The organism is Ensifer sp. LBL, from assembly GCF_050435225.1.
Lineage (GTDB): Bacteria > Pseudomonadota > Alphaproteobacteria > Rhizobiales > Rhizobiaceae > Ensifer.
Window position 1 is genome coordinate 379,997 of sequence record NZ_JBNDJY010000004.1, and the last position, 20,940, is coordinate 400,936.

General features: G+C 63.5%; 20 protein-coding genes. 14 read left to right on the forward strand and 6 right to left on the reverse strand.

Features of this window, described 5'->3' with window-relative positions; translation table 11 throughout:
- The first annotated feature begins 67 nt into the window (after positions 1 to 67).
- A complete protein-coding gene (locus OKW20_RS17730; RefSeq protein ID WP_429173880.1) occupies positions 68 to 898 on the forward strand; it encodes an NAD(P)H-binding protein in 831 nt (276 codons plus the stop codon).
- Positions 895 to 1,374 (forward strand): DUF1772 domain-containing protein, encoded by a 480-nt coding sequence (locus OKW20_RS17735; RefSeq protein ID WP_043624587.1) that lies wholly within the window; start codon positions 895 to 897, stop codon positions 1,372 to 1,374. Before OKW20_RS17730 ends, OKW20_RS17735 begins: the two co-directional genes overlap by 4 nt.
- Positions 1,375 to 1,443: 69 nt before the next feature.
- On the opposite strand, the gene OKW20_RS17740 is transcribed toward OKW20_RS17735, so the two are convergent.
- From OKW20_RS17740 to OKW20_RS17750, 3 genes are read right to left on the reverse strand one after another with little or no spacing between them, the layout of a single operon-like run.
- A complete protein-coding gene (locus tag OKW20_RS17740; protein WP_192446850.1) occupies positions 1,444 to 2,010 on the reverse strand; it encodes an SRPBCC family protein in 567 nt (188 codons plus the stop codon).
- The gene (locus tag OKW20_RS17745; RefSeq protein ID WP_043624592.1) at positions 2,007 to 2,369 is read right to left on the reverse strand and encodes an ArsR/SmtB family transcription factor; all 363 of its coding nucleotides are present in this window, start codon (positions 2,367 to 2,369) and stop codon (positions 2,007 to 2,009) included. The genes OKW20_RS17740 and OKW20_RS17745 overlap by 4 nt, the downstream gene beginning before the upstream one ends.
- A gap of 50 nt (positions 2,370 to 2,419) precedes the next feature.
- A complete protein-coding gene (locus OKW20_RS17750) occupies positions 2,420 to 3,235 on the reverse strand; it encodes a crotonase/enoyl-CoA hydratase family protein (protein WP_429173882.1) in 816 nt (271 codons plus the stop codon).
- A gap of 83 nt (positions 3,236 to 3,318) precedes the next feature.
- On the opposite strand from OKW20_RS17750, the gene OKW20_RS17755 reads away from it, so the two are divergent.
- Both OKW20_RS17755 and OKW20_RS17760 read left to right on the forward strand, forming a co-directional pair.
- Positions 3,319 to 3,915 (forward strand): TetR/AcrR family transcriptional regulator, encoded by a 597-nt coding sequence (locus OKW20_RS17755; protein WP_429173883.1) that lies wholly within the window; start codon positions 3,319 to 3,321, stop codon positions 3,913 to 3,915.
- 118 nt (positions 3,916 to 4,033) lie between these two features.
- Positions 4,034 to 4,384 carry a VOC family protein gene (locus OKW20_RS17760; protein ID WP_429173885.1) on the forward strand — a complete coding sequence of 117 codons (351 nt, stop codon included), beginning with the start codon at positions 4,034 to 4,036 and terminating at the stop codon, positions 4,382 to 4,384.
- Positions 4,385 to 4,596: 212 nt separating this feature from the next.
- On the opposite strand, the gene OKW20_RS17765 is transcribed toward OKW20_RS17760, so the two are convergent.
- Entirely contained in the window at positions 4,597 to 5,880 is a 1,284-nt protein-coding gene (locus tag OKW20_RS17765) for a cystathionine gamma-synthase family protein (RefSeq protein WP_429173886.1), read from the reverse strand.
- A gap of 126 nt (positions 5,881 to 6,006) precedes the next feature.
- Between OKW20_RS17765 and OKW20_RS17770 the strand changes: the two genes are divergently transcribed.
- The 3 genes from OKW20_RS17770 (at position 6,007) to OKW20_RS17780 (ending at position 9,832) form a co-directional block, all read left to right on the forward strand.
- A complete protein-coding gene (locus tag OKW20_RS17770; protein ID WP_043624607.1) occupies positions 6,007 to 6,465 on the forward strand; it encodes an Lrp/AsnC family transcriptional regulator in 459 nt (152 codons plus the stop codon).
- A 136-nt stretch (positions 6,466 to 6,601) separates the two neighbouring features.
- Positions 6,602 to 7,891 (forward strand): mechanosensitive ion channel family protein, encoded by a 1,290-nt coding sequence (locus OKW20_RS17775; RefSeq protein ID WP_429173888.1) that lies wholly within the window; start codon positions 6,602 to 6,604, stop codon positions 7,889 to 7,891.
- 255 nt (positions 7,892 to 8,146) lie between these two features.
- On the forward strand, positions 8,147 to 9,832 hold the full coding sequence (locus OKW20_RS17780; protein WP_429173889.1) for an alpha/beta hydrolase: 1,686 nt from the start codon (positions 8,147 to 8,149) through the stop codon (positions 9,830 to 9,832).
- Positions 9,833 to 9,930: 98 nt separating this feature from the next.
- On the opposite strand, the gene OKW20_RS17785 is transcribed toward OKW20_RS17780, so the two are convergent.
- On the reverse strand, positions 9,931 to 10,842 hold the full coding sequence (locus OKW20_RS17785; RefSeq protein ID WP_429173891.1) for a LysR substrate-binding domain-containing protein: 912 nt from the start codon (positions 10,840 to 10,842) through the stop codon (positions 9,931 to 9,933).
- A gap of 136 nt (positions 10,843 to 10,978) precedes the next feature.
- Here OKW20_RS17785 and OKW20_RS17790 point away from each other — a divergent pair, with 136 nt between their 5' ends.
- From OKW20_RS17790 to OKW20_RS17805, 4 genes are all read left to right on the forward strand, one after another.
- Positions 10,979 to 11,644, forward strand: coding sequence for a cysteine hydrolase family protein (locus OKW20_RS17790; RefSeq protein WP_429173893.1), 666 nt, complete (start codon positions 10,979 to 10,981; stop codon positions 11,642 to 11,644).
- A gap of 62 nt (positions 11,645 to 11,706) precedes the next feature.
- Positions 11,707 to 12,009, forward strand: coding sequence for a GYD domain-containing protein (locus OKW20_RS17795; protein ID WP_429113069.1), 303 nt, complete (start codon positions 11,707 to 11,709; stop codon positions 12,007 to 12,009).
- A gap of 11 nt (positions 12,010 to 12,020) precedes the next feature.
- Positions 12,021 to 12,836, forward strand: a complete 816-nt coding sequence (locus OKW20_RS17800; RefSeq protein ID WP_429173895.1) for a transporter substrate-binding domain-containing protein — start codon at positions 12,021 to 12,023, stop codon at positions 12,834 to 12,836.
- A 17-nt stretch (positions 12,837 to 12,853) separates the two neighbouring features.
- Positions 12,854 to 13,525, forward strand: a complete 672-nt coding sequence (locus OKW20_RS17805) for an amino acid ABC transporter permease (RefSeq protein WP_429173897.1) — start codon at positions 12,854 to 12,856, stop codon at positions 13,523 to 13,525.
- On the opposite strand, the gene OKW20_RS17810 is transcribed toward OKW20_RS17805, so the two are convergent.
- On the reverse strand, positions 13,522 to 14,397 hold the full coding sequence (locus OKW20_RS17810) for a LysR family transcriptional regulator (RefSeq protein WP_429173899.1): 876 nt from the start codon (positions 14,395 to 14,397) through the stop codon (positions 13,522 to 13,524). The genes OKW20_RS17805 and OKW20_RS17810 overlap by 4 nt on opposite strands.
- Positions 14,398 to 14,520: 123 nt before the next feature.
- On the opposite strand from OKW20_RS17810, the gene OKW20_RS17815 reads away from it, so the two are divergent.
- From OKW20_RS17815 to OKW20_RS17825, 3 genes are all read left to right on the forward strand, one after another.
- A complete protein-coding gene (locus tag OKW20_RS17815) occupies positions 14,521 to 16,968 on the forward strand; it encodes a GcvT family protein (protein ID WP_429173901.1) in 2,448 nt (815 codons plus the stop codon).
- Positions 16,965 to 19,412: a GcvT family protein gene (locus OKW20_RS17820; RefSeq protein ID WP_429173903.1), complete on the forward strand. Its 2,448-nt coding sequence runs from the start codon at positions 16,965 to 16,967 to the stop codon at positions 19,410 to 19,412. Before OKW20_RS17815 ends, OKW20_RS17820 begins: the two co-directional genes overlap by 4 nt.
- A gap of 253 nt (positions 19,413 to 19,665) precedes the next feature.
- A complete protein-coding gene (locus OKW20_RS17825; protein ID WP_429173904.1) occupies positions 19,666 to 20,898 on the forward strand; it encodes an aromatic ring-hydroxylating oxygenase subunit alpha in 1,233 nt (410 codons plus the stop codon).
- The last annotated feature ends 42 nt before the right edge of the window (positions 20,899 to 20,940 follow it).

A 20,940-nucleotide genomic window follows, 5' to 3' on the forward strand; every position in this document is an offset into this window, starting at 1 on the left:
GAGGATTTATCACATTTGCAAATGTGAGAGATACTCATGTTTGTTGGTGGAACCTCAGGAGGAAACGATGTCTCAGAAAATCACATTGGTTTTGGGCGGTACCGGCAAGACGGGGCGGCGGGTGGCCGAGCGCCTTCGGGAGCGGGGCGTCGCGGTGCGCATCGGTGCCCGTTCGGCGTCGCCTTCCTTCGACTGGACGGAAGAGACGACCTGGGCGCCGGTCCTTGAAAACGTCGATCGCATCTATGTCTGCTTCCAGCCGGATCTGGCGGTGCCGGGCTCCGTCGAGGTGATCGCCAAGTTCTCGAGCCTTGCCGTCAGCGCCGGCGTCAAGCGGCTGGTGCTGCTGTCGGGGCGTGGCGAGGACGAGGCGGAAGCGGCAGAGCGCGCGCTGCAGGCCTCCGGCGCCGACTGGACGGTCATCCGGGGCAGCTGGTTCTTCGAAAACTTCGACGAAGGCTTCCTCGCCGAGGGTGTCTTGAGCGGTTCCGTCTTCCTGCCCGTGGACACGGTGACCGAGCCGTTCGTCAGCTGCGACGATATTGCCGACGTCGCTGTCGAAGCGCTTCTCGACGACCGCCATATCGGCAAGGTCTATTCGCTGACCGGCCCGCGGCTGATGACCTTTGCCGACGCCGTGGCCGAAATCGCCGCGGCTGCCAACCGTCCGATCTCCTATCAGGCGATCCCGATTGCCGACTTCGCGGCACATTTGCAGGCCGACGGTGTGCCTGATGACTATGTCGAACTCATCCGCTATCTCTTCACCTCGGTGCTCGACGGGCGCAATTCAAACCTGACGTCCGATGTCGAGCATGTGCTTGGGCGGCGTCCGCGTGACTTTGCAGCCTACGCTCGGGAAACCGCAGCAACCGGTGTATGGAGTCTTGCCGCATGATCCCCCTGATCCCCGCTCTGGCGTTTGCCGCCGCGATCGGCTCCGGCCTGATGGCCGGACTGTTCTTCATCTTCTCGGTCTGCATCATGCAGGCCCTGTCGCGGCTGCCGCCGGAGCAGGGGATCGCTGCGATGAATGCGATCAATGTCGTGATCCAGAACCCGATCTTCCTCAGCGCCTTCATGGGCACGGCGCTGCTCGCCCTGGCGCTCATCGTCGTCGCCTTCCTCTCGGGCGGCGAGGGCCGGTGGTGGCTTGCCGCCGGCGGTGTCGCCTATGTCGTCGGCGTGCTGCTGGTGACCATCGTCTTCAACGTGCCGATGAACGATGCGCTCGCCGCCGCAGCGCCCGGCCAGGCGGCGACCGATCTCTGGCGTGAGCGCTATCTGACCGACTGGGTCTGGTGGAACCACGTGCGCAGCTTCGCGTCGATCGGCGCGCTGGCGTTCTTCATTCTCGGTTTCGCCCGTGCCTGACGAAAAGCGCCGGCAAGTGGATCCTTGCCGGCGCCTGCGCGCGTCCTGACCTCTGAACCCATCCCGCCGTCAGGGCTTGGGAATACGCGCGTCGTATTGCGCTTCAAGATCGGCAAACTTGCTCCAGAAGGCCGCCGGCTTTTCGCCTTCCAGCAGCGCGCGCAGAATGTCGAGATGCACGTGCCAGCCGGCGGAGAAGCTGGTCATGATGGCGCGGTCGGCGATGCGCTTGTGGGTGACGACGAGCAGCACCTTGTCGCCGCGGGGGCTGAGTTCGAAACGGACCTCCGAGGGCGTGCCGGTCTCTTCGTTCCAGGTGTAGGCCAGCAGCCGAGGCGGCTCCCAGGCGAGCACGTGACCGTAATTGCGCACCTCGCCGGCGTGCTCGGCATATTTCTGCGGTGGCCGGTCGTCTTCCGCTGTCAGTTCCGAGTGGCGGAAGACGTGCTCGACCTCGGCCCCTTCCTTCGACCCGATCGTTCCGGACGCCATCCAGAGGCGGCGCTTGCTCTCCTCCGTCAGATAGGACCAGACCCGCTCGATCGGGCCGGGAAGCAGGCGCTCGATGCGCACCGCGTCCGGTGCGACGACACGGCCGTAATCGGCGCCGGCAAAGGCTGTGGCAGACGAAGTCATGGCTTATCCTCCGGATCAGGTTGGTTGGTGGCGTCTTCGGCGAGAAGCAGCGCCTCGAGTACGTCGATGCGGGCGCGCCAGAAGGCTTCGTAGTGGCGCATCCACTCCATGCCTGCATGCATCGGCGCGGCATCGAGCCGGCACACATGCGTGCGACCTTTCACTTCGCGGCGCACCAGACCTGCTCCTTCCAGCACCTTGATGTGCTTCGATGCCGCGGCCAGCGAGATCGAGAACGGCGCCGCAAGCTCTCCCACCAGTCTTTCGCCCTGCGAGAGGTCCTGGAGCATGGCGCGCCGCGTCGGGTCCGAAAGCGCGTGAAACACGGCATCGAGATGTGCGTTCTGATATTCAACCATATTGTTGAATATCGTCTCGATGTACCTAATTGTCAACCGTTCGGTTGAATTTAAAAATATCGCGAAAAAAGACCGGGCCGCGGCGGGTCGTCGTGGATGCGCCGTCCCTTCCAGGCGGCAAGCGCATCGGCAAGGTCGTCGGTCGGCACCATCTGGGCAAACTGCTCGCTCTCGACCTGCAATCCCTCGGCGATCGACATGTTGAGGCCGCGGGTGACGGCAGTGATGATCGAGCGGACGGCGAGGGGTGAGTGCGCCATGATGCGCTTTGCCAGGTCACGGGCGGACGCGATCAGTTCGTCATGCGGGACGACGCGGTTGACGAGCCCCAGCTCCAGCGCGCGATCGGCCGGGAAATCCTCGCCGGTCAAAAGCAATTCCAGCGCGCGTTTGCGGCCGGCAAGCCGCGGCAGCCGCTGGGTGCCGCCGAAGGTCGGCGGCATGCCGAGCTTGATCTCCGGCTTGGCAAAGCGCGCCCGGTCGCTGGCAATAGCCAGATGCACGGCCTCGGTGATCTCGCAGCCGCCGCCATAGGCAAGCCCGTTGACGGCGGCGATGATCGGTTTCGGGAAGGCCTCGAGCCGCGCCGTCAGGCCCTGACCGCGACGGACGAAATCGCGCACGGCCGGGTTCACGCCCTTGGCGACGCTGTCCGAGAACTCATGAATATCACCGCCGGCGGAAAAGGCCCGCTGGCCGGCGCCGGTGATGATCACCGCGCTGACGGCATGGTTCACCTCGATCTGGTCGAGAAGGCCCATGAGCCGGTCGATCAGCTCGTAGTTCAGCGCGTTCAGTTTCTGCGGACGGTTGAGAGTGAGGAGGGCGATGTCCTCGGAAATCTGCAGCGGCACGGTGTTCGACATGGTTGCTCTCCGGCAGGTGTTGACGGGGAGAAGCTAGGTGAGGGAAGATGGGATGTATATTCACTAGTCGGTATACTTGAGAGATGACGAAAGCAGAGAAGTCGACCCGGGACGTGTTCGTCGCAGCGGCGGAGAAGCTGTTTTACGCCGAGGGCATCCGCGCCGTCAGCGTCGATGCGGTGGCCGAAGCGGCGGGCGTGACCAAACGCACGCTCTACTATCATTTCGACAGCAAGGACGAGCTGATCGCCGCTTATCTCGAAGGTCGCGACCAGCCCAATCTGAAACTCTTCCGCAAGTGGTTCGACGCGGGCGACGGGGATGTTGCCGACAAGGTCGAGGCGATCTTCGTCAACCTGGCGCGGACGGCGCGCCACCCGAAGTGGAAAGGCTGCGGTTTCCTGCGCACCTCGGCCGAGCTCGCCAACATGCCGGGCCACCCGGCGATCCGCATCGGTGCTGCCCACAAGAAGAAGTTCGAGGCGTGGATGGCAGAGACGTTCGCCGAAGCGGGTGCGGTGGAGCCCGCCGTGCTTGCCAAACAGATCCTGTTGCTGCTCGACGGCAGTTTCGCGGTGGTACTGCTGCACCGGGACGCGAGCTACATGGAGATGGCGGGCAAGGCGGCGGCGACGCTGGTGCGGGTGGCTCTTGCCGGGGCGGACGGGAAGGGGTCCTGACGCGCTGCAACTTCCGCTTCAAACGGCTGCCATCGGCGGGCAATATAGGATGCGGCGCCAGGAGCCAACCATTGAGCGCCGATGTGGCCGCGTTGCGGCTCACCGGAGGAGGAAATCCATGACCGTCAAGCGTATCGTCTCAAACGTCTACGCCCCGGACCCGCAGGTGGCGCGCGCCTTCTACGGCGACCTTTTGGAACTGGACGTGGTGATGGACCATGGCTGGATCCTGACCTTTGCCGCCGAGGGCAAGGCCGCGATGCCGCAGGTCAGCATCGCCAGCGAGGGCGGCAACGATACGCCGGTGCCGGTGCTTTCGATCGAGGTCGACGACGTCGACCGGGCCTATCAACGCGCCAGGGCCGCCGGCGTCGAAATCGTCTACAACATCACCAACGAGCCCTGGGGCGTCCGCCGTTTCTACATGCGCGACCCATTCGGCAATATCGTCAACATCCTGGCGCACTAAAGCAATTCCAGGAAAAGTGCGTAGCGGTTTTCCGTCCGGAATTGCGCCAGTCAAGCGAGCCAATCCCAGGAAAAGTGCGCAGCGGTTTTCCGTCCGGAATTGCGCCAGTCAAGCGAGCCAATCCCAGGAAAAGTGCGCAGCGGTTTTCCGTCCGGAATTGCGCCATCTGAAATCAGCGAAGAGGCCGCCGGCGAAACCGGCGGCCTCTTACATCAGGCGAGCGAGAGCGCGTTTGAAAGATCGGCCACGAGGTCGTCCGGATGCTCGATGCCGATCGACAGGCGGATGGTCGATTCCAGCACGCCGATGCGGTGGCGCACCTCGATCGGCACGCCGGAATGGGTCATCGCCGCCGGGTGGCTGGCAAGCGATTCCGTGCCGCCGAGGCTGACGGCGAGCTTGAAGATCTGCAGCGCATTGAGGAAACGGAAAGCCGCCTCCTGGCCGCCCGCGATGTCGAAGGAGAAGGTCGAGCCGGCGCCGGTGCATTGCGCCTTGAAGGTGCGGCCGACGGGCGTGTCCTCGCCATGGAAGGGCAGGTAGTGGATGCGCTCGACCTTCGGGTGGTCGCGCAGGAATTCGGCGACGATGCGGGCGTTGTCGTCGGCCTTCTGCATGCGCACAGACAGCGTTTCCAGCGAACGGCCGAGCATCCAGCAGGAGTGCGGATCGAGCTGGGTGCCGATTGCGCCGCGCAGCGCCTTCACCTGCTTCATCACCGCCTTGGAGCCGAGCGCGGCACCGGCGATGAGGTCGGAATGGCCACCGACATATTTGGTCAGCGAATAGAGCGAGATGTCCGCGCCGTGCTCGATCGGCCGCTGGAAGACGGGTCCGAGCAGCGTGTTGTCGCAGGCGACCACAGGGGTATGGCCTTGCTTCCTGCCGATCGCATCGGCAACGCGGCGGATCATGGCGACGTCGACGAGGCTATTGGTCGGGTTCGCCGGCGTCTCGATCAGGATCACCGAGACCCGGCCCTTGGCCATCGCCTCTTCTGCGGCGGCGCTGACGGCCGCTTCGTTGACGCCATCGGCAAAGCCGACGGCCGCAACGCCGAGCTTGAGGAAGGTGCGGGCAAGCAGCGTCTCGGTGCCGCCATAGAGCGGCTGGCTGTGCAACACCGCGTCGCCCGGCTTGACGAAGGCGAGCAGCGTCGTGGCGATCGCCGACATGCCCGACGAGAACAGCGCGCAGCTTTCGGTGCGCTCGTAGACGGCGAGGCGATCCTCGACGATCTCGCTGTTCGGGTGGTTGAAGCGCGAATAGACGAGGCCGGCGCCGACACCCGCCGGCGGTTCCTTGCGGCCGGAGACGAAGTCGAAGAAGTCGCGGCCCTCTTCGGCGGAGCGGAAGACGAAGGTGGAGGTCAGAAAGACCGGTGGTTTGACCGCGCCCTCCGACAGTTCCGGATCGTAACCATAGTTCAGCATCTGCGTTTCAGGATGCAGCTTGTGGTTTCCGATGTGGGTTTTGGAGGGATGCGGTGCGGTCATGGCTTGTCTCCTCAAGCGAAGCGGACTCGACTGACAGGCAAATTATATCAGATGCTTGGGCCGATCCTTGCTATTTCCGGCCGGATCGCCTTGAGTTGCGCAAAGATTTGGCTGAGTTGGAAAGATATGGCGCAGAAAATTGCCGACGAGACGGATCGCAGGATTTTGAAGGAGCTGGTGGCGGATGCCCGGCTCACCAACAACGAGCTTGCCGAGCGGGTGGGGCTCTCGGCGTCGCCCTGCCTGCGCCGGCTGCGGCGGCTGGAAGAGACCGGCGTCATCCGCGGCTATACGGCCTTGGTCGATCCCGCAGTCGACGGCTGGACGATGACGGCGATTGCGACCGTTACGCTCAGCCGCCAGCACGAAGACGAGATCGTCATGTTCGAGGAGGCGGTGCGCGGCTGGGACGAGGTGCTCGAATGCCATCTGGTGACCGGCTCGCGCGACTACGTGCTGAAGGTGATGAGCGCCGGCCTCGATCAATACGAGCGCTTCATCAAGGAAAAGATTGCAAGGCTCAAATGCGTCGCCTCGATCGAGACGAGCTTCGTGATGAACACCATCAAGGAGCGGCGGATCTAGCGCCACCCCCTGCATAAGCCTCTGAAGAGGTTCGATAATCGTCCATCCGGCTTTGAAACAATCAGGGATGCCCTAGATTCGCGTTAGGAGGGCGTCCCAACGCTCGGCGGGCGCCTTGATCTCTCGGAGAGAGACGATGGATTTCGCAACAGCGCTCGATGCCGCCGCTTCCTGGCTGCAGACGGTCTTTTTGAACGAGTGGACCTATTATCAGCTCGCCATTATCGTCGCCGGCTACCTGGTCTGTGGCGCATTGGCGAAGCGGATAGAGCCGCGGGTCGAGGCCCGCGCCCGCACGATCAAGGGCAATCCGGATCTGCTGCGTGTCATCATCGCCTTCATGCGGCGGCTGCGGTGGCTGTTTCTGATCGTCTGGCTCTGGATCGCGGATGGCATGATCCTGCGTTTTGGCTGGCCGTCCTATCGCTGGCTGGTGGCGACCGCGCTGACGCTGACGGCGGCGTGGTTCGTCATCTCGGTTCTCACGCGCATCATCCGCAATCAGATGCTCGCGCGCGTCACCGCCGTCGTCGGCTGGATCTATTTTGCACTTTACGCGGTCGGGCTCGATCGGGTGATCCTGACGACACTCGATGGCGTTGCCATCAATCTCGGCGCGGTTCGCCTGTCGCTGCTGCTCGTCCTGAAAGCCATCGTGCTCTCCGCCGCGCTGATCTGGCTTGCCGTTTTGATCGGCAATGTCTCGTCGCACTGGATTCAGCGGTCAGCGGATCTGACGCCCTCCTTCAAGGTGCTGATCAGCAAGCTGGTCAAGATCGCACTGATCGGCTTTGCCGGTGCAATCGCGCTTTCGGCCACCGGCATCGACCTGACGGCGCTGACCGTCTTTTCCGGGGCGGTCGGTGTCGGCATCGGTTTCGGTCTGCAGAAGGTGGTTTCCAACTTCATCTCCGGCATCATCATCCTGCTCGACAAATCCATCAAGCCGGGCGACACGATCACGCTCGGCGATACCTTCGGGTCCGTGCGCGACCTGCGCTCCCGATTTGTTTCCGTCATCACCCGGGACGGAAAGGAATACCTCATTCCAAATGAGGACTTCATTTCGCAGCAGGTGGTGAACTGGTCGTTCTCCAGCGACTTCGTCCGCATCGAAGTCGATTTCGGCACCTCCTATGACAGCGACCCGCACGAGGTGGCGCGCATAGCCATCGAGACTGCCGCATCGCTGCCGCGAGTCGCGAGCAGCTATGCCCAGCCGGTCTGCTGGATGACCGGCTTCGGCGCCTCGTCGCTCGACTTCAAGCTGAGGTTCTGGATCTCCGATCCGAGCAACGGGCTCACAAACATTCGCGGTCAGGTGTTGATGGCGCTGTGGGATGCGTTCAAGGCGGCGGGTATCTCGATCCCGTTCCCGCACCGTGAAATCATCATGAAGACGCCGGTCGAGGTGACCCGCGCGTGAGGGCTAGCGTGTCGCTCAAACGTCAGGAAGCACGCGTCTTCCGGTTGTGGCAATTGACTGGACAGGAGGGGAAGGCGACATTGCAGCCAATGCCTGCTGCATGTTTCGTCAAATCGTCGCCGATTGGGAGATAAATGTGCGGCAATTCAAAATGATGAAGCGACCTTCGGCCGGCTGATACGTTGCGGGGCCCGTAGGTCGCCCGGACGTCCCGTGGCCGTTCCGGTGACATGACTGCATGAGGTGGGATCGGCCATGGAAAATCTTCAACGGACTCAGCTGTCGAGGTTGCCGGTGCCCCGGTTTGTTTCCGCGCTGCTGGCATCGTTCTCGACCACGGGGCTCATCGTCGGTGTCTTCTTCTTCGCCATGTCGCTGACGCCGAGCCTGATCCCGCGGCCCTATGTGGTGCAGGCGGTGATCTCGGGCCTGTCGCTTTCCGCCGGCTATGCGATCGGCGTGCTGTTGCGCTGGCTGTGGTCCTTGCTCGACCTGCCGGAGATCCGCGGCCGCACAGGCCTCACGGTCAAGGTGCTAACGGCGCTCGGCTGCACCGCGGTTGCGCTCGCCTTCCTCTGGCGCACCGCCTACTGGCAGAATACTGTGCGGCAGATCATGGGGCTCGACCCGGTCGAAAGCGCGGAGCCGTTCAAGCTCGGGCTGATCGCGACTCTCGTCTTCGTTGCCATCGTGCTCATCGCGCGGCTGTTCCGGTTGACCTTCCGGTTTCTGACCCGCCGCTTCGAGCATGTGTTGACCCGGCCGCTGGCGAAGGTCGCTGGCGTGGTCGCGGCGCTGGCGCTTTTCTGGTCTGCGGCCGATGGCGTCATCTTCCGGTATGCCCTGCATGCGGCCGACAGCTCGTTCCAGCGGCTCGACGCGCTGATCGATCCGGATGTCGCGCCGCCGACCGATCCGTTGAAGACCGGCAGCAACGCGTCGCTGATGACATGGGACGAGCTTGGCCGCCAGGGGCGCCAGTTCATCGCTTCCGGGCCGGCGGCGAAAGACATCGGCGGCTTCTTCAGCGGAGAGGCGAAGGAGCCCTTGCGCGTCTATGCCGGCCTCAACTCGGCCGAAACCGCCAAGGAGCGGGCGAAGCTGGCGCTCGAAGAACTGAAGCGCGTCGGCGGTTTCGAGCGCTCGAACCTCCTGATCGTGGTTCCGACCGGCACCGGCTGGATCGACCCGCCGGGGCTCGATTCACTCGAATATCTGCTGAAGGGCGATGTCGCGAGCGTGGCGGTGCAATATTCCTACCTGACGAGCTGGCTGTCGCTGCTGGTCGAGCCGGAATATGGCGCCGAGACCGCCGATGCGCTGTTCGATGCTGTCTACGGCTACTGGACGACGCTGCCGAAGGACAAAAGGCCGAAGCTCTATCTCTATGGTCTGAGCCTCGGCTCGATGAATTCGCAAGGCTCGGTCGATCCCTTCGACATCATCAGCGATCCGTTCCAGGGCGCACTCTGGGTCGGGTCGCCGTTCCCGACGAAGACATGGCTGCAGATCACGCGAAATCGCAATCCGGGCTCGCCGGAATGGCGGCCGCTTTATCGCGACGGTTCGGTGATCCGTTTCACCAACCAGGAGAATGCGCTGAACATTCCGGGCGCGACCTGGGGCAATGTCCGCATCGTCTACCTGCAATATGCCAGTGACCCGATCACCTTCTTCGATCCCCATTCCTTCTACCGCGAACCGGACTGGATGAAGGCGCCGCGCGGAGCGGACGTCTCGCCGGCGCTTCGCTGGTTCCCGGTTGTCACCATGTTCCAGCTGCTTGCCGACATGGCGCTCGCGACCACCTCGCCGATCGGCTACGGCCATGTCTATGCGCCGGAGCACTATATCGACGCGTGGATGCAGGTGATGGCACCGCCTGGTGTGACCGAAGCGGATGCCGAGCGACTGAAGACGATGCTCAAGGGGCGCTACTAGAGCAATTCCAGGAAAGGTGTGAAACGGTTTTCCGGACGGAATTGCGTAATTTCAAAGGGTTAGATCATTTCATCGTTTCAAGGAAACGATGAAATGATCTAGGCCTGCTTGTCGCCGGACCGCTCGCCACGCAGGTGGGCGGCGATCTGGTTGGCGAAGGCCTGGATCAGCGGTTCCTCCGCCTTCTCCGTCGGGCAGAGCAGGTAGTAGCCGGCCGACGCCGGTATCGCCGTCGGGAAGGGCTGGATCAGGCGCCCCTCATAGAGATAGGAACGCGTCAGCACGTCGGAGACGAGCGCGATGCCCTGGCCCTGCAGGGCAGATGCGACCGCAATCGCAACCGATTGCACGCGTACGCTGCGGCTGCCTTCGAGCGAGATGCGCGCGGCGGCCGACCAGCGCGTCCATTCCCGGCCGTCATCCTCATGCAGCAGCGTGACGTCGCGCAGCTTGCGCTCGCGCAGCGGCCCTTCGAGCCTGGGGAAGAGCAGCGGCGAACAGACCGTGCGCAGTTTGACGTCGCTGACTGCCTGCCACCACAGGCCGTCGAAAGGCGGGTTGTCGTAGACGACGGCGAGGTCGACATCGTCCCAGACGACGTCTGAGGCGCGGATGCAATTGCGCATCGAAAGATCGGTGACGCCGCGCGCACCCGCGAACTGCACGAGGAGGCCGGCCATCCAGGCAATCGCCAGTGCCGGCGGCAGGCCGACCGTCAGCTTGCGCTGGTGGCTTTCGAGCCTTCGGTCGGTGCCGTCCTCGACGGCGGCGGCAAGATTGCCGATCGCGTGGGAGACCGTCTGCGCGAAGTCGCGGCCGGCGGCGGTGAGTTTGATGTTGCGGCCGGACTTTTCAAGCAGCGTCAGTCCCGTCGTTTCCGAGAGCCGGCGCAATTGCAGCGAAACGGCGCCGGGGCTGAGGCCCAGCTCGTCCGCCGCCTGGCGGACGGAACCGATGCGCGCGACCGCCTCGAACGCCCGGATATAGGGCAGGAAATGCAACGCCTTCACGTGAGTTCTCCTGCTCTGATCGCGCCCTTATGGCGTAAAATCGTTTAGCCAGACTGCACAATATCAAGCATAAAAAATCGCTATTCCCAATCGATATTTGTTCCTATGACTCTGTGCGGAGAGAGGGAGAACGATGATGATCGAGGCACAACCGTTTGATTTTCCTTATGATGGAAAGCTGGTACCGGCGCAGACTGCGCTGATGGTGATCGACCTGCAGATCGACTTCTGCTCGCCCAACGGCTACTTCGCGTCGATGGGCTACGATCCGGCGCCGCTGGCGGCCATCGTGCCTGCGGTCAACCGGGTGATTGCGGCGGCACGTCAAGCCGGCTGCCTGATCATCCACACGCGTCAGGGCTACCGCGCCGATCTCGCCGACATGACCCCTTACGAGAAATGGCGCCGCAAGCGCTCCGGCCTTGAGAACACGCAGGTGCTGTTGCGCTCGAGCCCGGGGTTCCAGCTTTTGCCCGAACTCGATGTCACTGACACTGACGTCATCATCGACAAGACCTGCAACAGCTCCTTCACCTACACGGATCTCGAGCACGTGCTGAGATCGCAGGGTATCACCCACATGCTCTTTACCGGCTGCACCACGGATGTCTGCGTGCACACGACGCTGCGCGAAGCCTGCGACCGCAATTTCCAGTGCCTGACGATCTCGGACTGCTGCGCCAGCGGCGAGCAATGGGCGCATGAGGCGGCGATCAACATGATCTCGATCGAGAACGGCATCTTCGGCACGGTCTCGACCAGCGATGCGGTCATCGCGGGTCTTGCGAGAGCCGCGCGCTAAGCGCGACGCCAACTTCACATCGTCAAAGCCTTTTGCCAACCGTTTCAACGGAATGATGCCCCATGCAAAGATATATCTCGCTGATGCGACTGACCTCCAAGGGACTGGCCGAGCTCTCCGACAGCGGTGCCCGGCGCAAGGTGAGCGAGGATCGGGTCGCCGCACTCGGCGGCCGCTCGGTCGCCTTCTACGCCACGCTTGGAACCTATGACTTCGTCCAGGTTTTCGAAATGCCGGACAATGCGTCGATGATGCAATACGTGCTGACGGCGCGGCGCGACGGCTTCGTGGATCCGCTTATCCTTCCTGCCTTCGACAGCCAGACCTATGGCGACATCGTCGGCCGCGTTTCACCAGCACAATGAGGGGAATGAAGATGATCAGACTGGCATCCTGCGCAACCCTTCTTGCAGCCGTCGCGCTTTCTGCCGGCGTCGCACAGGCCGAGCCGCCGGCTTTTGCCGCCGATGGCGAAGTCGGCGTCTGCACCACCGCGGCCTTTCCGCCGCTTTCCTTCAAGGAGCATCCGGCCGATGCCACGCCGACCGGCATCGACATCGAGATCGCCGAAGCGCTGGCGGCGCAATGGAACGCGCAGGTGAACTACACCGTCACCGAATTCGCCGGTCTGTTGCCGACGCTCGGGGCCGGGCGCTGCGACGTCATCGTCAGCGGCATCTACATCAACGCCAAGCGGCGCGAGACCTATGACGGCGTGCCCTACATGAAGTCGGCGACGGCGATGGTCACCAAGGCAGGCAGCGATACGATCAAGGTGCCGGAGGACCTGAGCGGCAAGGTGATCGCGCTCGAAGCCGGTGCCTACTACAAGGAAGAGCGGATCGGTCCTTTGAACGAGGCGTTTGCCGCCAAGGGCCTGCCGCCGGTCGAGGTGCAGGAATATCCGACCCAGCAGGCCGCCTACCAGCAGGTGCTCGTCGGTCGCGTCGATGCGACCGTGACGGAGGAGGCGGAGGGCGCCTATCGCGCCTCGCGTTCCGACGGCGCGCTTGTGCTCCCTTACATCTGGGCTTCCGATTTCAAATACGGCATCTACAGCCGTCGCGAGGGTGGCGATGCAGCCGCGGTGAAGGCAGGGCTGAAGGCGCTCAAGGAGAAGGGCTTCTTCGGCGATCTCGCCAAGAAATACGGGCTCGATCCGGCGCTCTTCGACGTCGACTACGACTCCTGATCTGAAGGAGGCGGGGCATGAACTTTGATACGAAACTGTTTTTCGATGCCCTGACTATGCCCGTCATGTTGCAGGGGGCGGGCATTGCCATCCTGCTGTCGATCCTGGTGCAGGCGGCGTCGTTCCTGCTCTGCCTGCCGCTTGCCGTCGCGCTCAATTCGATGGCGGCGGTCAGGCGCACGGCAGCGCAGGTCTATGTCTGGCTGTTTCGCTCGGCGCCGCTGATCCTCGTACTCCTGATCGTCTGGAACGGCGCGCCGCAGCTTTTTCCGGGCCTGACGCGGGCGCCCTGGTACACGCCCTTCGTCGCCGCCTTCATCGCGTTTACGCTGGTCACGGCTGCCTATATGGCCGAAGCGATGCGCGGTGCGCTTGCGGCGATCGGTCAGGGACAGACGGACGCCGCTCGCGCACTCGGGCTCAACCGCTGGCAGACCTTCTTTTTGGTGGTCCTGCCACAGGCGCTCAGGATCGTCATGCCGGTGCTGGTCAACGAATTCATCAACCTGATCAAGCTGACCTCGCTTGCCTATGTGATCTCGATGCGGGAGATCATGGCGGTCGTCAACGACGCGATTGCGTCGAGCTTCCGCTTCGTCGAGTGGTATTCGGCAGCGCTGGTCTACTACCTCGCGATCGTTTCGATCCTGATGTTTCTGCAGCGGCTCATTCAAAGCCGCATGGCCTAACCCGTTTCCGAATTCGGCACCGGCAGCGTTGCGAGAAGATCGGCCATGGCGGCGATGATCTTGCGGTGCTGGTGCGCGTGGCGGGTGCGCAGGCTGGTGGCGGCATAGACGGTCTGCGCAATGACCGGCGCATCCTGAACGCGCGCGGCAAATCCATCGCCCGTCAGTTGCTCGGCCGTCGCTGCCGTCACGTAGGCCGCACCGCCGAGTGTGCGAAGCAGCCGCGTGATCGCCATGTTCTGCCCGGCGGCAAGCAGCGCTGCGGAGAGATGCGGCAGCGCCAGCCGGTGGGCGCGATCGAAGCCCGGCGAATAGCTTGAGCGGATGTAGCTTTCGGAGCGGACCTCAGCGAGCGTCTGAGCCTCCGTGCTCACCATGACGTAATGCAGATCGCCGATCCGTTCGTAATAGAGATCGGGCAGGTAGTGGGGCGTATAGAGGATCGCCAGATCAAGGTCGCCGGCGCCGAGATCGCGGTTCATCTGGTTGGAGTAGTCCGCCTCCATGTAGATCTCGATGCCGGGCATCTCCCGTCGGATCGTCGCCATCCATTCCCCGGCAAAGGCCTCCGCCAGATCATGCTGGACGCCAAGCCGCATGGAGCGTTCGAGCGCGCCGGCATTGGTGACTGCGCGCGTGGCCTCATGCCATTGGTTTTGCAGGGCTTTCGCGTAATCGAGAAAACGCAGGCCGGCGGCCGTCGGCACGGTGCCGCCCTTGTTGCGGGTAAAGAGTTTGCGGTTGAATTGCGCTTCCAGTGCCTTCACCCGATGCGAGACGGTCGACTGGGTCAGGTTCAGCCGCTCGGCGGTGCGGTTGAAGGAGCGGCTCTCCATCAGGTCCAGGAAGGTTTCGATCAGCTCCACCTGCATGCCGTTCTCTCCCGCTGCGATCGCTCCAATCTAATCGAAAACGTCGATCAATAAAGCCTGTTTCCGTTGCTTGATGACGCCCGGCTTCACCGGCAAGAATTCGCCAAAACGAGGGAACAGTTGATGTCGAATTTGCCGTCGCACGCGCGTGTCGTGATCATCGGTGGGGGAGCGATCGGCGCTTCCTCGCTCTACCACCTTGCCAAGGCCGGCTGGACCGATTGCGTGCTTCTGGAAAAGAACGAGCTGACGGCGGGCTCCACCTGGCATGCGGCCGGCAACGTGCCGACCTTTTCGTCCTCCTGGTCGATCATGAACATGCAGCGCTACTCGGCCTCGCTCTATCGCGATCTCGGCGCGCTCGTCGACTATCCGATGAACTACCACGTCACCGGCTCGATCCGGCTCGGCCATTCGAAGGAGCGGCTGCAGGAGTTCAAGCGCGTCGTCGGCATGGGCCGCTACCAGGGCATGGACCTCGACATTCTCTCGCCCGACGAGATGCGCGCCCGCTATCCCTTCCTCGAAACGCACGAATTGACCGGCGCGCTCTATGATCCCTACGACGGCGACATCGACCCGGCGCAGTTGACCCAGGCGCTCGCCAAGGGCGCGCGCGACATGGGCGCAAAGATCATCCGTTTCTGTCCCGTGACCGGGGCGCGGCGCGAAAACGACGAGTGGGTGATCTCGACGCCGCAGGGCGAGATCCGCTGCGAATATGTCGTCAACGCCGCCGGCTATTACGCCCGCGAGGTCGGCAAGATGTTCGGCCGCGACGTGCCGATGATGGTGATGAGCCATCAGTACATCCTGTTCGACGAGATCCCGGAGCTGGCCGCTTGGTCGAAGGAGGCGGGCCACAAGCTGCCGCTGCTTCGCGATGTCGATAGCTCCTACTATCTCCGCCAGGAAAAGAACGGCATGAACCTAGGGCCCTACGAGCGAAACTGCCGCGCCCATTGGGTCACGCCCGACGATCCGATGCCGGAGGACTTCTCCTTCCAGCTCTTCCCCGACGATCTCGACCGGCTCGAATGGTACCTGAACGATGCGGTCGAGCGCGTGCCGATCCTCGGAACGGCCGGGCTGTCGCGGATCATCAACGGCCCGATCCCCTATGCACCCGACGGCAACCCGCTGATCGGGCCGATGCCCGGCGTGCCCAATGCCTTCGAGGCCTGCGTCTTCACCTTCGGTATCTGCCAGGCGGGTGGCGCCGGCAAGGTGCTCGCCGAATGGATCACCGAGGGCCAGACCGAGTGGGACATGTGGTCCTGCGATCCGCGCCGCTACACCGATTATACCGACCAGGATTATTGCATCGCAAAGGGCATGGAGATCTACGGCCACGAATATGCGATGCATTTTCCGAAGCATTATTGGCCCGCGGGTCGGGGCAAGAAGCTGTCGCCGATCCACGACCGGATCGCAGCGCTTGGCGCGCAGTTCAAGCCCTACAACGGCTGGGAACGTGCGATGTGGTACGCCAAACCAGGCGACGACACCTCCGAAGAGGCGACGCAGACCTGGGGCCGCGAAGGCCCGTGGGCGGAGCGCATCAAGGAGGAGTGTCTCGCCGTTCGCGACGCTGCCGGCATTCTCGACCTGCCGGGCTTCTCGCGCTTCCGGGTGAAGGGCGAGGGCGCGACCGAGTGGCTGTCCAGCCTCATCACCGGCCGCGTGCCGAAGCCAGGGCGCATCGGCCTTGCCTATTTCTCCGACGACAAGGGCCGGATCGTTACCGAGATGTCGGTGATGATGCTGGATGAGGACTTCTTCTTCCTGATCACCGCCGCGACGGCGCAGTGGCATGATCTTGAATGGCTGCGCAAGCATGTGCCCGGCAACGCCGACTTCAGCATCGACGACGTCACCAAGTCCTTCTCCTGCCAGATCCTGACCGGGCCGAAGTCGCGCGCGATCCTGGCCGAGGTCAGCGAGGCGGACCTTTCCAAGGGATGGCTCACGCATCAGACGGCGCAGATCGCCGGGCGCTACTGCCAGCTGGTGCGCGTCTCCTTCGCCGGAGAACTCGGCTGGGAGATCCACACGAAGGTCGAGGACACGGCCATCATCTTCGACGCCGTCTGGGCGGCCGGGCAGAAGCACGGGCTCAAGCCCTTCGGCATGGAAGCGCTCGACAGCCTGCGCATCGAGAAGGGCTACCGCGCCTGGAAGGGCGATCTTTCCACCGATTACACCATCCTGCAGGGCGGACTTGAGCGCTTCGTCGATTGGGGCAAGCCTGGCTTCAAGGGCAAGGCGGCGCTGGAGCGTGAAAAGCAGCAGGGCGTTTCCAAGCGCTTCGTCACGCTGACGGTTGCCGCCGACGGCTGCGACGCGCCTTACATGTCGACGCTCTGGTCGGGCGGAGAGGTGGTCGGCGAGACGACGTCGGGTAACTGGGGCCACCGCGTCGGCAAGTCGATCGCGCTCGGCATGCTCAGGGCCGATCTCGCCGTGCCCGGCAAGGAAATCGAGGTCGAGATCTTCGGCGACCGCTTCAAGGCGACGGTCGAAGCGGACCAGCCGCTCTGGGATCCCTCCAATGAAAGACTGCGCGCATGACCAAGCCCATTCCCTCGAAAGCCCGTGCGGTCATCATCGGCGGCGGCGTCTCCGGCTGTTCGGTCGCCTATCACCTGGCCAAGCTCGGCTGGACCGACGTGGTGCTGCTCGAGCGCAAGCAACTGACGTCAGGCACCACCTGGCATGCGGCGGGCCTCATTGGCCAGCTGCGCGCCTCGCAGAACATGACGCGGCTCGCGAAATATTCGGCCGATCTCTACGTCAAGCTCGAGGCCGAGACCGGTATTTCCACCGGCATGCGCCAGAATGGCTCGATTACCGTGGCGCTGACGGAGGAGCGAAAGGAAGAGATCTATCGCCAGGCATCGCTGGCGCGCGCCTTCAATGTCGACGTGCGCGAGATCACGCCGGACGAGGTGAAGGCGATGTATCCGCATCTCAACACCTCTGATGTGAAGGCCGCGGTGCATCTGCCGCTCGACGGCCAGTGCGACCCGGCCAACATCGCCATGGCGCTTGCCAAGGGCGCACGCCAGAACGGGGCAACGATCATCGAAGGCGTCAAGGTCACCTCCGTGCTGAAGAAGGATGGTCGGGTCACCGGGGTCACCTGCGAGCAGAACGGCGAGACCTACACGATCGAGACCGACCACGTCGTCAATTGCGCCGGCATGTGGGGACGGGAATTCGCTCGGCAATCGGGCGTCACCGTGCCGCTGCACGCCTGCGAGCATTTCTACATCGTCACCGAGGCGATCCCGGAATTGAAGCGTCTGCCGGTGTTGCGCGTGCCCGATGAGTGCACCTACTACAAGGAGGATGCCGGCAAGATGCTGATCGGCGCCTTCGAGCTCAAGGCCAAGCCCTGGGGCATGGACGGCATCGGCGAGGATTTCTGCTTCGACCAGTTGCCGGACGATTTTGACCACTTCGCGCCGATCCTCGAAATGGCGGTCAACCGCATGCCGATGCTGGAGACGGCTGGTATCCATACCTTCTTCAACGGCCCGGAAAGTTTTACGCCGGACGACCGCTACTATCTCGGCGAAGCGCCGGAGGTGAAGGGCTATTGGGTGGCGGCCGGCTACAATTCGATCGGCATCGTTTCCTCCGGCGGCGCCGGCATGGCGCTCGCGCAATGGATGAACGACGGCGAGCCGCCCTTCGATCTCTGGGAGGTGGATATCCGCCGCGCGCAGCCATTCCAGAAGAACCGTGCCTATCTGAAAGACCGCGTCTCCGAGACGCTCGGCCTGCTCTATGCCGACCATTTTCCCTATCGCCAGATGGCGACGGCCCGTGGTGTGCGCCGCTCGCCGCTGCATGAGCACCTGAAGGCCCGCGGCGCCGTCTTCGGCGAGGTTGCCGGCTGGGAGCGCGCCAACTGGTTTGCGAGGGAGGGCCAGGAGCGCGAGTACCGCTATTCCTGGAAGCGGCAGAACTGGTTCGAGAACCAGAGGGATGAGCATCTGGCGGTCAGGAACGGCGTCGGCCTGTTCGACATGACCTCCTTCGGCAAGATCCGGGTGGAAGGGCGCGACGCGCTTACCTTCCTGCAGCGGCTCTGCGCCAACGAGATGAACGTCGAGCCCGGCCGCATCGTCTACACCCAGATGCTGAACGCCCGCGGCGGCATCGAGAGCGACCTGACGGTGACGCGGCTGTCGGAAACCGCCTTCCTGCTGGTCGTGCCCGGCGCCACGCTGCAGCGCGACCTTGCCTGGCTGCGCAAGCATCTGACCGATGAATTCGTTGTCATCACCGATGTCGGCGCCGGCGAAAGCGTGCTTTGCGTCATGGGGCCGAAGGCGCGCGAATTGATGCAGAAGGTTAGCCCCAACGACTTCTCGAACGCCGCCCATCCCTTCGGCACCGCGCGCGAAATCGAGGTCGGCATGGGTCTCGCCCGCGCGCACCGCGTCACGTATGTCGGCGAACTCGGCTGGGAACTCTATATCCCGACCGACCAGACGGCGCATGTGTTCGAGGCGCTGGATGAAGCAGGCGAGGGGCTGGGCCTGAAGCTCTGCGGCATCCACACGCTCGACAGCTGCCGCATCGAAAAGGCCTTCCGCCATTTCGGCCATGACATCACCGACGAGGACCACGTGCTCGAAGCCGGGCTCGGCTTTGCGGTCAAGGCCGACAAGGGCGATTTCATCGGCCGCGAGGCGGTGCTTGCCAAGCACAATCGCGGGCTGTCGCGCCGGCTGGTGCAGTTCCGCCTTACGGAACCCGAGCCGCTGCTCTTCCACAACGAGGCGATCGTTCGCGACGGCAAGATCGTGGGCACGATCACATCGGGCAATTACGGCCACCACCTCGGCGGCGCCATCGGGCTTGGCTACGTGCCGTCGGAAGGCGAGAGCGCAGACGACGTGCTCGGCTCGAACTTCGAGATCGAGATTGCCGGAACGCGGGTGAAGGCCGAGGCGTCGCTGAAGCCGATGTACGACCCGCGATCGGAGCGGGTGCGGATGTAGGCGGGCGTTTGAGGCTGCCCCTCACCCTAACCCTCTCCCCGCAGGCGGGGCGAGGGGACCTGCCATACCGATGGTTCAGGCAATGGCGAGACGGTGCCGCATATCCCTTCTCCCCGTCAAACGGGGAGAAGGTGCCGGCAGGCGGATGAGGGGCAGCGCCTCGCTGCGCGCATGAGGGGCCGTTCCGGGCCTAGAACAGGACAATACGCGTGCCGGATCGCGGGTTTCCGGTCTTCTTTCTGGAGTTCAGTCCATGCTCGCATCGGAGCTTAAGGATACGACAGTTGCGGGCGACCGCATCGATCAGCTGGTCGCCGCCCATCGTCCCGGTCATGGGCTTGCCCGCGCCTTCTATCTCGACCCGGAAATCTATGAGCGGGACCTGGAGCGAGTGTTCCGGCGTCACTGGCACTGCGTGGCGCACGAAAGTGCGATCCCGAACGCCAATGATTTCGAGGTCTTCCGCATGGCATCCGAGCAGGTGATCGTCACCCGGACGGCGAGCGGCGAGATCCACGCGATGCTGAACGTCTGCCGTCACCGCGGCGCCGAGGTCTGCACCAAGGACAAGGGCAATGCCCGCGCCTTCGTCTGTCCCTACCACGCCTGGACCTATGGCAACGACGGCGCGCTGAAGGCAGCAAGGCTGATGCCCAAGGACTTCAAGCGCGAGGACCACGGGCTGAAGAAACTCAACGTGCGTGTCGTCGAGGGCCTGATCTTCATCTCGTTCGCCGCCGATCCGCTCGATTTCTCCGAGGTCGAACGGCTGCTGCACGCGACCTGCGGCCAATATGGCTGGGGCTCGGCGAAGATCGCCCATCGTCAGTCCTATCCGGTTGACGCCAACTGGAAGCTTGCGGTCGAGAATTACGTCGAGTGCTACCATTGCGGCCCGGCGCATCCGGAATATTCCGAAACCCATGCGCTGGAACAGCCGCTGCACATGATCGAGGAGCTGAACGCCAGGATGGAGGCGCGCACCTGCGCGCTCGGCATCGAGGTCGCCTCCGGCAACCACTGGCAGAATTCCACCGGCGGAAAGGAGACCATCCATGCCTTCCGCTACGCGCTCTATGATGGCGTCCAGACCGGCAGCAAGGACGGGCAGGCGCTGAGCACGCTGATGGGCCGCTTCACCGATTTCGACGGCGGCGTCACCTCGATCCATCTGGGCGGCACCACTTTCCTCGTCTGCTATCCGGACCACGGCATGATCTACCGCTTCATCCCGAAGACGGCCGAAACCTCGGAGATGGAGCTGATCTGGCTCGTCGACGGCAAGGCCGAGGAGGGGCGCGACTACGATCTGGAAAAGCTCACCTGGCTCTGGAAGGTGACGACCGACGAAGACAAGGCGATCATCGAACACACGTCGCGCGGCGTGCGCTCGCACTATTTCGTGCCGGGCCCGATCGCGCCGATGGAGCAGAACGAGCTGCGCTACATCAACTGGTATCTCGACGAGATCAGCCGGCCGGCCTGAACGTCAAGCTGCTGGCAAAATCGCGTCGCCGTTGCAAGCGCG

Excerpts from the sequence above, each read along its gene's own strand:
- OKW20_RS17770 (WP_043624607.1), top strand. The coding sequence starts at position 6,007 with ATGGCGCAGAAAATTGCCGACGAGACGGATCGCAGGATTTTGAAGGAG.
- OKW20_RS17800 (WP_429173895.1), top strand. The coding sequence starts at position 12,021 with ATGATCAGACTGGCATCCTGCGCAACCCTTCTTGCAGCCGTCGCGCTT.
- OKW20_RS17765 (WP_429173886.1), bottom strand. The coding sequence starts at position 5,880 with ATGACCGCACCGCATCCCTCCAAAACCCACATCGGAAACCACAAGCTG.
- OKW20_RS17805 (WP_429173897.1), top strand. The coding sequence starts at position 12,854 with ATGAACTTTGATACGAAACTGTTTTTCGATGCCCTGACTATGCCCGTC.
- OKW20_RS17790 (WP_429173893.1), top strand. The coding sequence starts at position 10,979 with ATGATCGAGGCACAACCGTTTGATTTTCCTTATGATGGAAAGCTGGTA.
- OKW20_RS17825 (WP_429173904.1), top strand. The coding sequence starts at position 19,666 with ATGCTCGCATCGGAGCTTAAGGATACGACAGTTGCGGGCGACCGCATC.
- OKW20_RS17750 (WP_429173882.1), bottom strand. The coding sequence starts at position 3,235 with ATGTCGAACACCGTGCCGCTGCAGATTTCCGAGGACATCGCCCTCCTC.
- OKW20_RS17780 (WP_429173889.1), top strand. The coding sequence starts at position 8,147 with ATGGAAAATCTTCAACGGACTCAGCTGTCGAGGTTGCCGGTGCCCCGG.
- OKW20_RS17775 (WP_429173888.1), top strand. The coding sequence starts at position 6,602 with ATGGATTTCGCAACAGCGCTCGATGCCGCCGCTTCCTGGCTGCAGACG.
- OKW20_RS17730 (WP_429173880.1), top strand. The coding sequence starts at position 68 with ATGTCTCAGAAAATCACATTGGTTTTGGGCGGTACCGGCAAGACGGGG.
- OKW20_RS17760 (WP_429173885.1), top strand. The coding sequence starts at position 4,034 with ATGACCGTCAAGCGTATCGTCTCAAACGTCTACGCCCCGGACCCGCAG.
- OKW20_RS17820 (WP_429173903.1), top strand. The coding sequence starts at position 16,965 with ATGACCAAGCCCATTCCCTCGAAAGCCCGTGCGGTCATCATCGGCGGC.
- OKW20_RS17810 (WP_429173899.1), bottom strand. The coding sequence starts at position 14,397 with ATGCAGGTGGAGCTGATCGAAACCTTCCTGGACCTGATGGAGAGCCGC.
- OKW20_RS17795 (WP_429113069.1), top strand. The coding sequence starts at position 11,707 with ATGCAAAGATATATCTCGCTGATGCGACTGACCTCCAAGGGACTGGCC.
- OKW20_RS17815 (WP_429173901.1), top strand. The coding sequence starts at position 14,521 with ATGTCGAATTTGCCGTCGCACGCGCGTGTCGTGATCATCGGTGGGGGA.
- OKW20_RS17755 (WP_429173883.1), top strand. The coding sequence starts at position 3,319 with ATGACGAAAGCAGAGAAGTCGACCCGGGACGTGTTCGTCGCAGCGGCG.
- OKW20_RS17740 (WP_192446850.1), bottom strand. The coding sequence starts at position 2,010 with ATGACTTCGTCTGCCACAGCCTTTGCCGGCGCCGATTACGGCCGTGTC.
- OKW20_RS17745 (WP_043624592.1), bottom strand. The coding sequence starts at position 2,369 with ATGGTTGAATATCAGAACGCACATCTCGATGCCGTGTTTCACGCGCTT.
- OKW20_RS17735 (WP_043624587.1), top strand. The coding sequence starts at position 895 with ATGATCCCCCTGATCCCCGCTCTGGCGTTTGCCGCCGCGATCGGCTCC.